This window comes from Halorubrum sp. CSM-61, from assembly GCF_003781945.1.
In the GTDB taxonomy this organism is placed as follows: Archaea; Halobacteriota; Halobacteria; order Halobacteriales; family Haloferacaceae; genus Halorubrum.
On sequence record NZ_RJJW01000001.1, the window covers coordinates 126,374 to 137,993 of the forward strand.

Annotated in this window: 11 protein-coding genes and 1 pseudogene; 8 read left to right on the forward strand and 4 right to left on the reverse strand. The window is 70.4% G+C overall.

The features are described 5' to 3' along the window. Positions 1 to 47 precede the first annotated feature (47 nt). Both EDM04_RS00635 and EDM04_RS00640 read left to right on the forward strand, forming a co-directional pair. On the forward strand, positions 48 to 1,088 hold the full coding sequence (locus tag EDM04_RS00635; RefSeq protein WP_123619257.1) for an AI-2E family transporter: 1,041 nt from the start codon (positions 48 to 50) through the stop codon (positions 1,086 to 1,088). Between the two features lie 62 nt (positions 1,089 to 1,150). Further along, positions 1,151 to 1,684, forward strand: a complete 534-nt coding sequence (locus EDM04_RS00640; protein ID WP_123619258.1) for a TspO/MBR family protein — start codon at positions 1,151 to 1,153, stop codon at positions 1,682 to 1,684. Between the two features lie 31 nt (positions 1,685 to 1,715). Here the strand turns inward: EDM04_RS00640 and EDM04_RS00645 are convergent, their stop codons facing one another. Further along, positions 1,716 to 2,324: a GNAT family N-acetyltransferase gene (locus EDM04_RS00645; RefSeq protein WP_123619259.1), complete on the reverse strand. Its 609-nt coding sequence runs from the start codon at positions 2,322 to 2,324 to the stop codon at positions 1,716 to 1,718. Between the two features lie 83 nt (positions 2,325 to 2,407). Between EDM04_RS00645 and EDM04_RS00650 the strand changes: the two genes are divergently transcribed. The 3 genes from EDM04_RS00650 to EDM04_RS00660 all read left to right on the forward strand — a co-directional run bounded on the left by EDM04_RS00650 (position 2,408) and on the right by EDM04_RS00660 (position 5,661). Next, positions 2,408 to 2,983, forward strand: a complete 576-nt coding sequence (locus EDM04_RS00650) for a class I SAM-dependent methyltransferase (protein WP_123619260.1) — start codon at positions 2,408 to 2,410, stop codon at positions 2,981 to 2,983. Between the two features lie 130 nt (positions 2,984 to 3,113). Beyond that, a complete protein-coding gene (locus EDM04_RS00655) occupies positions 3,114 to 4,118 on the forward strand; it encodes a sulfurtransferase (RefSeq protein ID WP_206424400.1) in 1,005 nt (334 codons plus the stop codon). A gap of 205 nt (positions 4,119 to 4,323) precedes the next feature. Next, positions 4,324 to 5,661 carry a sodium:proton antiporter gene (locus tag EDM04_RS00660; RefSeq protein WP_123619261.1) on the forward strand — a complete coding sequence of 446 codons (1,338 nt, stop codon included), beginning with the start codon at positions 4,324 to 4,326 and terminating at the stop codon, positions 5,659 to 5,661. A gap of 562 nt (positions 5,662 to 6,223) precedes the next feature. On the opposite strand, the gene EDM04_RS00665 is transcribed toward EDM04_RS00660, so the two are convergent. Beyond that, positions 6,224 to 7,261, reverse strand: a complete 1,038-nt coding sequence (locus tag EDM04_RS00665; RefSeq protein WP_123619262.1) for an NAD(P)/FAD-dependent oxidoreductase — start codon at positions 7,259 to 7,261, stop codon at positions 6,224 to 6,226. Positions 7,262 to 7,336: 75 nt separating this feature from the next. Continuing rightward, positions 7,337 to 7,957, reverse strand: a complete 621-nt coding sequence (locus tag EDM04_RS00670) for a universal stress protein (RefSeq protein WP_241154832.1) — start codon at positions 7,955 to 7,957, stop codon at positions 7,337 to 7,339. Between the two features lie 317 nt (positions 7,958 to 8,274). On the opposite strand from EDM04_RS00670, the gene EDM04_RS00675 reads away from it, so the two are divergent. Beyond that, the gene (locus EDM04_RS00675) at positions 8,275 to 9,597 is read left to right on the forward strand and encodes an MFS transporter (RefSeq protein ID WP_123619263.1); all 1,323 of its coding nucleotides are present in this window, start codon (positions 8,275 to 8,277) and stop codon (positions 9,595 to 9,597) included. Positions 9,598 to 9,658: 61 nt separating this feature from the next. Here the strand turns inward: EDM04_RS00675 and EDM04_RS00680 are convergent, their stop codons facing one another. Then, positions 9,659 to 10,522, reverse strand: coding sequence for a hypothetical protein (locus EDM04_RS00680; protein ID WP_206424401.1), 864 nt, complete (start codon positions 10,520 to 10,522; stop codon positions 9,659 to 9,661). 153 nt (positions 10,523 to 10,675) lie between these two features. On the opposite strand from EDM04_RS00680, the gene EDM04_RS00685 reads away from it, so the two are divergent. Then, on the forward strand, positions 10,676 to 11,425 hold the full coding sequence (locus EDM04_RS00685) for a molybdopterin-binding protein (RefSeq protein ID WP_123619264.1): 750 nt from the start codon (positions 10,676 to 10,678) through the stop codon (positions 11,423 to 11,425). Between the two features lie 83 nt (positions 11,426 to 11,508). Beyond that, positions 11,509 to 11,619 (forward strand): annotated as a pseudogene (locus EDM04_RS00690) (histidine kinase); the annotation flags it as partial. Between the last annotated feature and the right edge of the window lies 1 nt (position 11,620).

An 11,620-nucleotide genomic window follows, 5' to 3' on the forward strand; every position in this document is an offset into this window, starting at 1 on the left:
TCGGACTCGCCGGCCACGTTTATACGTCGACGGCGCGACCGGCCGACATGAACCGCGGGCAATCGTTCCTGCTCCTCCTCATCGGCTCGGTCGCGCTCCTGACGCTCTTCGTCATCAGTCCGTTCGTCGAGTACGTCATCGCCTCCGCGATCCTCGCGTACGTCCTCTACCCGTTCCACGTGCGGCTCTCGCGGCGGTTCCGGGGGGTGCTCTCCGACCGGCTCCGCGAGTCGCTGTCGCGCCGAGTGGGCAATATGCTGTCCGCGCTCTTTTTAATCCTCTCGTCGATCGTCGCCGTCATCCTCCCGCTCGGGTACATCTCGTGGGTGTTCGTCCGCGACCTCACGGAGATCGCGCGGGGCGACTCCGACGTCGACGTCGCGGCCATCGAGGCGGAGATCGCGGCGCTCACCGGCGAACAGGTCGAGGTCGGCGAGGTTCTCGCGACGGCCGGGCAGGCGATCGCCAACACGCTGTTCGGCGGCGTCGGGGGGATCGTCACCACCGCGATCCGCGCGTCGGTCGGGCTCTCGCTGGCGCTGTTCTTAGTCTACTACACCCTGCTCGACGGGCCGGCGTTCGTGAAGTGGATCCGCCAGACGAGCCCGCTCCCGTCGAACGTCACCGCGGACCTCGTCGACCGCGTCGACGCGATGACCCGCGGGGTCGTGATCGGTCACATCGTCGTGGCGCTGTTACAGGCGCTGGTCGCGGGCGTCGGGCTCTGGGCGGTCGGGATCCCCAACGTCGTCTTCTGGACGTTCGTGATGGCGGTGTTGGCGCTGTTGCCGCTGATCGGGGCGTTCTTCGTCTGGGGGCCGGCGGCGGCGTACCTCGTCGCGGTCGACCAGGTGACCGCGGGGGTGTTGCTCGCGCTGTACGGCGTGTTCGTGGTCGCGATGGTGGACAACTACGCGCGCCCGATCGTCATCGACCAGCAGGCGCACCTGAACCCGGCGGTGATCCTCCTCGGGGTGTTCGGGGGGATCTACTCCGTCGGGTTCACCGGGCTGTTCGTCGGTCCCATCGTCATCGGAGTGCTCGCGGCCACGCTGGAGACGTTCCGGGAGGACTACGACGTGATCTGACTCGACGGCGCCGAGCGGCGCGCTGAGGGCCTTTTAAGCCGCTCGCGCGCGTACCGTCAGGCATGACCCCCTCAGCCGCTGCGCGCCCCTCCAACGGTCGCGACGCCCTCCTCCTCGTCGCCGCCGCGGTCGCGGTCAACCTGATCGGCGCGCTCGGCGTCCCCTTCACCGCCACCGAGAGCGCGTGGTTCGCCGGGCTCAATCTCCCCGCTTACTACCCGCCGAGCTGGGCGTTCGGCGTCGTGTGGCCGGTCCTGTACGCGCTGATCGGCGCCGCGGCCGCGCTCGTCTACCTCGGCGGCCGCGAGGGTGACGGACGCGCCGGCGGGTCGGGACGGCTCGCCCGCGCCGCCCGGGTCGCGCTCGGGCTGTTCGCCGTCCAGCTCGCCGTCAACGTCGCGTGGTCGCCCGTCTTCTGGGGCCTCGAACGCGCCGACCTCGGGCTCGTCGTCCTCGGGATCCTGCTCCCGCTCGTCGTCGCGACGATCGCCGCGTTCGACCGGGTCGACCGGCGGGCCGCCCTCCTGCTCGTCCCGTACCTCGCGTGGGTCTGCTTCGCGACCGCGCTCAACTACGGGATCTGGGCGCTGAACTGACGGCGGGGCTCCGCGGCGAGCGGAGGTCCGGCTACTCCTCGCCCTCCCCGAGGCGCGCCGCGACGAACTCCCGTTCCACCGGGTCGAGCTTGCGGTCGGCGTCGCGGAAGGCGCGGAGTCCCGCGCGGTATCGCTCCTCCCCGATATCGCTCCCCGCCGCCGGCTCGTCCGCCGGGCGCTCGAGCTCCAGCTCGGCGATGCCGGTCTCCTCGCCCGTGTACGCGAAGCCGCACTTCGAGAGCGCCGCGTAGGCGAACGGGTTGTTGACCGCGATCCGCACCCGGTCGTACCCGTCGGCCGCGAGCCGGGAGACGGTCCGGTCGATCAGCCGCGGGCCGAGCCCCTCCCCGCGACGCGCGGCGTGAACGGTGACGTACCGGAGACGACAGCGGTCGGAGTCGGTCCGGTCCGGCGAGAAGGAGACCGCCGCGACCACGTCGTCGTCGAACTCGCTCGCGTCCACGGTCGGCGGGAGGGGATCGTCCGGCTCCCACTCGGGGACCGCCGGCGAGCCGTCGGGAGTCCGCATCACCGCCTTGCCCGGCGCGCCGACGACGAACTTGCCGGCGTACGCGAACGCTCGGTAGTCGAGCCGCAGCGTCGCCCCCGAGCCCGGGCCGCCGAGGAACGCGTACTCCATGGCGGGCGGTACGGCGCGCCGAGGTAAATGACCGGGGGCTCCGCGCTGCCGGTTTTTAAGTTCCGTCGCCGCCGATCGCCGCCATGTACGGCCTCGGCGACGTTCGCTTCTTCGACCGGATCGCGCCGCTGTACGACCGCGTCATGCCGCCGGCCGACGGCGAGGCGCTGGCCGCGGGGCTCGACCACGCGACCCGCCCGATCGACCGACTGCTCGACGTGGGAGGCGGCTCCGGGCGCGCCGCTGCCGCGCTGACCGGCCCGGAGATCACCGTCGTCGACGCCTCGCTGGGGATGCTGGCGCGCGCTCGGGAGCACCGCGATCTCTCGGGCGTCGCCGGGGACGCGGGGCGACTGCCGTTCCGCGACGGGTCGGTCGACGCCGCGACGGTCGTCGACGCGTTCCACCACCTCTCGGACCAGGCGGCCGCCATCGAGGAGGCCGCGCGCGTGCTCGCTCCCGGCGGCGCGCTCGTGGTCCGGGAGTTCGACCCGACCCACCCACTGGGGAGGGCCCTCGCCGCGAGCGAGCACGCGATCGGAATGGAGTCGCGGTTCCGCACGCCCGCGGACCTCGCCGCCGACCTCGCCGAGGCGGGGTTCGACCCGCGGATCGCCGACCGCGGGTTCGCCTACACGGTCGTCGGCGTGCGGGAGTGAACGTCGACGAGCGGTCGGCCTCGCAAATCTGTCCGGTGACGGGGACGCCGACGCGACTCGCGTCGGAGCCGACGGTAACACGGGCCTCGAGTAACAGGGTTATCGGGACCCCGCCGCAATCGGCGATCGAATGGACGACAGATCCGTGCGGACCTCTCGGCGATCGGTGTTGGCTTCGGCGGGCGCGGCGCTCGCGGCGACGGCCGGCTGTCTCGGGTCGAGCGACGGCGGCGAAGAGCCGGCGGCGTACACGACGCCCGCGGCCGCCGAGTTCGACGGCGTCGTCGACGGCCAGTGGCTCGAATCGAACCTCGACGACGTGCACCTGCTCGACGCCCGCGACGAGGAGGCGTTCGGCGAGAGCCGGATCCCCGGCGCGTACCACTTCCCGGACTCGGAGATGCTGGACACCTACGCCGAGGAGACCGCGGACGGGTTCCAGGTCTCTCCCGAGGCGATCGCGTGGACGCTCTCGGAGGCGGGGATCGAGCCCGACGACGACGTGGTGGTGTACGGCGCGGAGGCGAACCTCTGGGAGACGTACGCGGTCTACACGCTCAACGCGCTCGGCCACGAGGGGCAGGTGAGCCTGCTCGACGGCGGGTTCACCGTCTGGGACGCCGCCGGCGGCGAGACCGTCTCGGAGGAGCCCGAGACGCAGGAGGCCACCTACGAGCCCGATCTGAACCTCGACGTGGTCGCGACCCGGGAGTTCGTCGCCGACAACGTCGACGAGGACGGCGCCGCGGTCCCGATCCTCGACATGCGCTCGCCCGAGGAGTACTGGGGCGTCGACGAGCGCGGCGACCTCGACCGGTTCGGCCACGTAACCGGCGCGACCAACCTCAACTTCGTCCAGAGCGTCGACGACGAGGCCGGGCGGCTCCGCTCGCCCGAGGAGCTGGAGACGCTGTGGATCGACGACGCCGGCCTCTCGGCCGACGAGACGACGATCGCTTACTGTCAGACCGCGATCCGAGCGTCGGTCGGCTGGTTCGTCCTCGATCAGCTCGGCTTCGAGGACGTCCGCAACTACGAGGGGAGCTGGGCCGACTGGGGCGGCCTCTCGGAGGAGGGCGGCTACTACTACACCACCGGTGAGGACACGGGGACGATCGTCGACACCTTCGCGTAGGGGATTTCGCCGGGGTATTACCGCCCGTTTTCGGCCGTGATCGCGACCACGGCCGGTGCCATCGACCGGTAGTCGATCGAAACGCACTCTGTTCTTTTCCACGTTCATGAGTGGGTGACGTATTCGAATTTAAGATATTCACGTACCTGAGAATATAAGTAGCCAACCTTGGTTTTTTCATAGCCTGATACTCAATAATAATGAAATGGCTGCGTATGAAGTCGGGTTGCTTATCATCGGCGTCGCGATCCTGGGGACGGCCATTCTGCCGCGGCTGCTCGAACACCGCCCGCTGTCGTTTCCGATCATCTACGTCGGGTTCGGACTCCTCCTGTTCGGGGTTATTCCCGGGACGCCGTCCATCGATCCGATCGGGAGTTCCCATCTAACCGAACGGCTCACCGAACTCGTCGTGATCATCTCGCTTATGGGGGCCGGGCTGAAGATCGACCGCCCGTTTTCCGTCAAGGGATGGTCCGCGGCGTGGCGGCTGCTCGTCATCGCACTCCCTCTCACGGCCGGGGTGATGGCGGTCCTGGCGTGGGGGGTCCTCGGCCTGTTGCCGGCCACGGCCATCCTGCTCGGCGCCGTGATCGCGCCGACCGATCCGGTGCTCGCGTCGGACGTCGCGGCGAACGCGCCGCTGACGGAACTCGAAACGGAGCAGGGCCCGACGCAGCGGGAGGGGACGGTCCGGTTTTCGCTCACCGCCGAGGCCGGCTTCAACGACGGGTTGGCGTTTCCGCTCACGAACTTGGCCATCGCGGCGGCCGGGGCGGCGCTCGTGGAGGGAGCGTCTCGGGCCTGGCTGATCGACTGGTTCCTCGTCGACGTCCTCTACAAGATCGCGGCGGGGGCCGTCCTCGGCTACGTGATCGGCGAGATCACGGGGCGATTTCTGTTCCGGCTGCCCGCGACCGAGAGCGTCGCCGAGATCATAGGAGACGGTCAGGAGGTGATGGCAGGAGTCGAGGCGCTGGCCGTGACGCTGATCGCGTACGGCGTGACCGAGCTGCTGGGAGGGTACGGCTTCATCGCCGTGTTCGTGGGGGCGCTGACGCTCAGGCACTTCGAGTGGAAACACGACTACTACGTGGAGCTTCACGACTTCGCCGTCGTCGCCGAACGGCTCCTCATGGCGACGGTTCTCGTGCTGTTCGGGGGCGCTATCGCCGGGGGACTGTTAGGGCCCTTAACGTGGATCGAAGCGCTGGTCGGGGTGGTCTTTCTCCTGGTAGTTCGACCGGTGGCCGGGATCCTCAGCTTTGTCGGGACGGCCGCTTCTTGGCCCGAGCGAGCCGTGATCGGGTTCTTCGGCATTCGCGGGATCGGCTCGTTTTACTACCTCTCTCACGCCTTGGCGGAGTCGTCGTTTCGGGAGATCGAGCTCCTCGTCGCGGCGGACCAGCTCTGGGCCCTCGTCGGATTCATCGTCCTGCTGTCGATCGTCCTGCACGGAATGAGTGCGAGTCCAGCCATGAACGCCCTCAACCGATGGCAGCAGCGTCAGGAGAGCGAGGAGAGACCGCCTCCCGATCGATAACGGGAGTGGGTATTGCAGATCGGTGGCGGCGAAACAGTATTTAAACGAGCTACGAGCGACAGCGACGATCGCTTATAAATGACGTGCAGTGGCGTCGCCGGCGGCAGAGCCGCCGGCTGCAAGAGGCGCGTTGCGCCTCCCTGCGTGCCTCCGAGGCCGCTTCGCGGCCGAGGTGCACGCGCGAGGGAGTCGCTGGCGCTGCTGCGCCAGCGACAGGGCGAGAGCGAAGCTCTCGCTAGCAACCGGACGTAGTCCGGTGACGAGGCTGGGGAGGTGTGAGGCTGCGGTGCTGAGCGGTCGGGTGGGACTCAAAGGGGCAGCCGCTGTGGACGGCGCAGGCGACGCGAGCACCGCAACGAGGGAGCAACGCGACCGAGTGAGGAGCGCGGCGAGCGTGCGCCGCCCTCACGGCTGGGGCTTTGCAGGTCTTCACCGCAATACCGTCGATCACTTATAAACAGCCGCCAGCAACACCACTCGATCGCTTATAAACAACCACTCCACCATATCGATATATCCACTCCCGCTATCCCTCACCACGGTTCTCGTATCGGTTCGCGACTCAGATCCCGTACGCAACCCGCTCGCCGGTGTCGAGGCCGTTCGCGAGCGCGGCGTGGAGCCGCCCCTCGCCGGCGACCCAGTCGCCGAGGAGGTACAGCCCCTCGCGACGCGCGGAGTCGACGGGGCCGCGATCGACGCCCCCCTCGGGTTGGGCGTACCGCCACCCCTGGTGGTCGGTCCAGACCGGGTCCGCGAGGCGGTCGTCGCCGACGACTTCGGCGGCGTGGTCCGCCAGCGCCGCGACGTTCTCGGCCGGGTCCGCGTCGTAGCGCTCGACCGACCACTCGTGGTTCGCCTGCACGACGAGCAGGCTCTCGACGTCCGGGACGTGGCCGGGCTTGCACTCCTCGCGGGAGACCCACCCGACCGCGTGCTCCTTGTCGGTGTTGACGAGGCCGTAGTAGGGCACGTCGAGCGAGAAGGGGTAGCGTAACACCGCGGTCCAGACCGTCCGATACGCCACGTCGCCGACCGCGTCGACGAGCGCCTCGCGGACCGGCGAGTCCCACTCCGCGTCTCGGAGGAGCGCCGCGGTCTGGGGCGCCGGCGGGTTCAACAGGAGGGCGTCGAACGGCCCCCGCGTCTCCCCGTCGGCGTCGTCGACCTCCCACCGGTCGCCGACCCGACGGACCGCCTCGATCCGCGTCCGGCGGTGGACCGTCGCGTCGGTCCGCCCGAACAGCCGCTTCGCGATCTGCGTGAGCCCCCGCCGGTAGCTCCACTTGTGCTCGTCCGCGTCGCGGCCGGGCGAGACCTCGCCGTCGGCGTCGAAGACGTGGATCGGCTCGGTCACGTCCACGAGCCCCTCGTCGTCGAGCGTCTCCGTGATCAGCTCGACGACGCGCTCGTGGTCGGCCTTCAGGTAGTTCGCGCCGTAGTCGTACGTCAGCTCGCCGCGGCGGCGGGTCGCCGCGCGGCCGCAGAGCCCGCCGGACTTCTCGAAGACCGTCACGTCCGCGTCCGGGACCGCGCCGTCGACGGCGAACGCCGCGGCCGCCGCCCCCGCGCCCGCGCCGACGATACCGATGTGTGTCACGGTCGAAGGCAGGGGACGGAGTCACTTAATCGGTCGCTCGGAACCGGGGTCGATCAGTCTCGGGGCCGGTCAGTCTCAGGCGTCGTCGGGACCGACGACCATCACGGGCGCCGAGGCGCCGCGCTGGACCCGGACCGGGACCGGCTCGGGGTGGACGAGCCGGTCGAGTCCCGTCCGGCGCGCGGAGCCGACGACGATCAGGTCCGCGTCGTGCGCGTCGGCGAAGTCGAGCACCTGCTCGTAGGGGGTGCCGTAGCGGAACCGCTTCTCCACGTCGACCCCGGCGTCCGCCCCGCGCTCCGCGGCGTCTTCGACGAGTCGCTCGCCGGTGCGCTCGCGCCGCTCGACGACCACGTCCCACCCCTCGGTGTCGTCGACGACGTACAGCGCGTCGACGGCCGCGCCTTGGGCCGCCGCGAGGTCGATCCCCGTCTCGACCGCGGCCCGGCCAGCGTCGTCGTCGCGGGTGACCACGAGGACGCGCTCGAAGCGGCCGGCGGCGGGCGATTCGGCGGCGGCTGACTCGAGGACAGGTGATTCGGCAGCGGGCGACTCGGCGACGGTCGATTCGGGGACGGACGAGTCGGCGGCGGACGATTCGTGGGTCGTGTCGGCGGTGTCTCGGTCGGCGGACATGAGTTCGTGCTCTCGGCGCCCCGGGTCCGGGACGCCGACGTTCTTGGTTTCACGTTGCACGGGACGCCTCTTAACGATTTTCGACAGGATAGACGATTATCATTATTCATCCGCAGATACGATCGATCCGTCAAGATTCGGGAGCGATAGATCGGCAAACGATTTCTTCCGAAACGATGTAGTGAACTATCGTGATAGTGCCTTTCGTCGACGGGGGGGACCCGTTCGGATCCCTGATGAGGGGGCAAGAACCTCCCCGACGGCGCGTTTTATTCCCGCGTGCCGACAGCGTCGGAACACGAACCGCCGGTCCGGGGGACGGGCCGGCCTCGCACTCATGACTCACGACACGACCCGACGCGCGACGGACGGTGAGGATGGCTGACGACGGCGACGGCGTCGATTACGCCGGCCGGGCCGCCGAGATCCTCGGCTTCTCGCGCTGGTGGCAGATCGTCGCCGCGGCGGGGATGATGGCGGCGGTGAGCCCCTATCAGTACGTCTGGTCGTCGATCGAACAGCCGCTGGCCGAGAGCCTCGACATCGCCCTGCCGGCGCTCGGCGCGGTGTTCTCCTTCTACGTCGTCTTCCAGTCGCTCTCGCAGTTCCCGGCCGGGAAGTGGCGCGACAGCCGCGGGCCGGGCGCGCTCACGTTCCTCGCCGCCCTGCTCGCCGGCGGGGGGTACGTCGGGCTCGCCTACGCGACGGCGCTCTGGCAGCTGTACCTGCTGTACTCGCTGGGCGCGATCGGCGTGGGGATCGTGTATACGGTCGCGGTCAACACCGCGGTCAAGTGGTTCCCCGACCGGACGGGGCTCACCACCGGGGTCGGGACGATGGCGTTCGCGGGCGGGAGCGCGCTCGTGGTCCCGTACGTTCGCGCGAACGCCACCGTCGCCGCCTACAGCGACGTGCTCCGGAACGTCGGGCTCGGCATCCTCGTCGTGACGCTCGTCGGCGCGTTCCTCCTCCGGGACCCGCCCGACGACTGGCTCGGGTTAGACGACGGGGAGGGGGCGGAAAGCGACGACGAAAAGGGCGAGGACCGAAGCGACGACCTCGCCGCGTCGCTCCGCGGTCGCGCGTACACGACCCGCGAGATGCTCTCGACGTGGCAGTTCTGGCTGCTGTACGCGATGTTCGTCGCGGCCGCCGCCGCCGACCTCGTCGTCATCGCGAACGTGGTCCGGTTCGCGGAGCAGTTCGGGCTGGCGGCGGTCGTCGCGACCGCGTCGGCGACCCTCCTCCCCGTCGCCGCCGGCGTCTCGCGGATGATCCTGGGCGAGGCCTCGGACCGCTTCGACCGCAAGCGGGTGATGGCCGTCTCCTTCGTCTTAGCCGGACTCTTCCGCCTCGCGCTCATCGCGGCGGGCTCGTCGGGGTCCGGAGTCGCGTTCGTCGCGCTCGTGTTGGGCGCGATGTTCTTCTCCTCGCCGCTGTACGTCTACTTCCCCTCGCTCTTGGCCGACTACTACGGGGCGCGGAACTCCTCGGGCAACTACGCGGTCCTCTACACCGCCAAGGTCGGCGGCGGGGTCTTCGCCGGCACCGTGACCGGCTACCTCGTCGCGACCGCCGGCTGGGTCCCGACGTTCGCGCTCGGCGGTGGGCTCGCGATCGCCGCGGGGCTGGCGGCACTCCTGCTCCGACCGCCGATCGGGTCGGGGCTGGAAGCGGACGCGGCTGCCGCGGGCGAGTAGGCTGCGACCCGTCGGTTCGGGCGCCCGAGTCGATCGCCGAACCGCTCGCGCTCTCGGTCGCCTACGCCTCGGCCATCGCGCGTTCGATCCGTCGCTTCAGGTCGTCGAGCCGGTCGCCGACGGCGCCGACCGTCGCCAGTACCGGGTACGTCGCATCGAGGCGCTGGTAGAGGTACGAGGGAACGTCGACGTCGCCGTCGATCGCGAGGTCGCGCTCGTGGGACGCGAGCTCTCGCTGGCGGCGCGCGGCGATCCGGTCGCAGTCGTCGATCAGGGCCTCGGTCCGGGCGCGGTACGCGTCGAGCGTCCCGAACCCGTCCTTCGAGAACTCCGTCCGCGCGGTCGACGCGACCTCGCTCCGGATCGGCGCGAGCCGGGACGCGGCCCGGTCGACCGACTCCGCCTCCGACTCGACGGTCCGGACGAACCGTTCGCGCTCCTCGATCGCGGTCTCTGCCGCGTCGATCAGGGACCGCTTGCACTCGGCGTGGAACCGCGAGCACCGAGTGAGCGCGTACGCGAGCTCGGGGCCGAACTCCTCCGCCACGCTCCGCTCGTAGGTGTCGTCGTACTCGACCTCGTAGTGGGGGACGGACATCACCGTCTCGCGGTACGCGTCCCGCACCGCGACGAGTCCGGAGCCGGCCGGCGGCCCCGAGGCGGCGGTTCCGGCGTGCCCGGCGGGTCCGGCGGGTCCGATCCCCCCGGATCCGCCGGTGGCCCCGATCGGTCCGCGACCGCCCGCGACGGTCCCCGCCCCGCCGTCGGTTCGGATCGGTTCCGACGGGACGGACGCGACGCGTCCGCGGAAGGTGCGGAGCGCCTCGCGCTCGTCGGCGACGCGCCGGCGCTCGATCCGGACCGCCTCCCCCGCGTCGTCCAGCAGCTCCGGGCGCCCGTCCGCCGGATCGGTCGTCGTTGCCATACCGCATCGGTCGCGCACGGGGCTCGTAAACGCTTATAATAGAGGTACCGGACGCGCGGGACCGGTATTGTGGGCTCAATAGGGGTCCGGAGACGCGTCGGGGTCGCGTCCGACGGGAAACGCACATCCGTGCGCCGACCCTCCGATCGGGTAATGGAGGTCGCGTTGATCACGATCGGCGACGAACTGCTCGCGGGCGACACGGTGAACACGAACGCCAACTGGCTCGCCGCGGAGCTGAGCGACCGCGGCGTCGCCGTGAAGCGGATCCTCTCCGTGCCCGACGACCGGGCGGTCATCGCGGAGCGGGTCCGGAGCTACGCCGACGCGTTCGACGCCGTGATCGTCACCGGCGGGCTCGGCGGGACCCCCGACGACGTGACGATGGAGGCGGTCGCCGACGCGTTCGACCGCGAGCTGGCCCCGACCGACCTGACGCGCGAGGCGGTCGAGCGACGGCTGGCCGAGGTCCGCGAGCGGCTCCCCGACAGCGACGTCGACGTGGACGTCGAGGCCGAGGCGTCGATCCCGACCGGGAGCCGCCCGCTGCTGAACGATCCCGGGCTCGCGCCGGGGTGCGTGATCGAGGGCGTCTACGTCATGCCGGGAATCCCCGAGGAGTTGAAGGCGATGTTCGGGTCGGTCGCCGACGAGTTCGCGGGCGACCGGCGGTCGCGGTTCCTCTACACCGTCGAGCCCGAGTCGGACATCGTCCCCGCGCTGGAGACGGCGGGCGAGCGCTTCGACGTCGCCGTCGGCTGTTACCCCGACCGCGAGGCGGAGCACAACCGGCTGAAGGTGACCGGGACCGACGGAGGCGCGCTCGACGAGGCGACCGCGTGGCTGCTGGCGAACGTCGACGCCAGCGAGACGCCGGTGCGGCGCGACTGGGACGGGGAGTGACGGGCGATTTCGGTTCGGGGCTTTCCGCTCCCGGCGGCGCTGCGTCGACGCCGGCCGTCCCGGGACTCGTCGTGCCGACGGCACACGCCGCGCTCGTCGCTCTCGGGGACGATCCGAACGTGTGGGACGGATTCTGGACGTTCTGCCCGGAACTTGTCGACCGGATCGACCGTCAGATCCCGACCGCGCTTTGAC

Excerpts from the sequence above, each read along its gene's own strand:
- EDM04_RS00635 (WP_123619257.1), top strand. The coding sequence starts at position 48 with ATGAACCGCGGGCAATCGTTCCTGCTCCTCCTCATCGGCTCGGTCGCG.
- EDM04_RS00640 (WP_123619258.1), top strand. The coding sequence starts at position 1,151 with ATGACCCCCTCAGCCGCTGCGCGCCCCTCCAACGGTCGCGACGCCCTC.
- EDM04_RS00645 (WP_123619259.1), bottom strand. The coding sequence starts at position 2,324 with ATGGAGTACGCGTTCCTCGGCGGCCCGGGCTCGGGGGCGACGCTGCGG.
- EDM04_RS00650 (WP_123619260.1), top strand. The coding sequence starts at position 2,408 with ATGTACGGCCTCGGCGACGTTCGCTTCTTCGACCGGATCGCGCCGCTG.
- EDM04_RS00655 (WP_206424400.1), top strand. The coding sequence starts at position 3,114 with ATGGACGACAGATCCGTGCGGACCTCTCGGCGATCGGTGTTGGCTTCG.
- EDM04_RS00660 (WP_123619261.1), top strand. The coding sequence starts at position 4,324 with ATGGCTGCGTATGAAGTCGGGTTGCTTATCATCGGCGTCGCGATCCTG.
- EDM04_RS00675 (WP_123619263.1), top strand. The coding sequence starts at position 8,275 with ATGGCTGACGACGGCGACGGCGTCGATTACGCCGGCCGGGCCGCCGAG.
- EDM04_RS00680 (WP_206424401.1), bottom strand. The coding sequence starts at position 10,522 with ATGGCAACGACGACCGATCCGGCGGACGGGCGCCCGGAGCTGCTGGAC.
- EDM04_RS00685 (WP_123619264.1), top strand. The coding sequence starts at position 10,676 with ATGGAGGTCGCGTTGATCACGATCGGCGACGAACTGCTCGCGGGCGAC.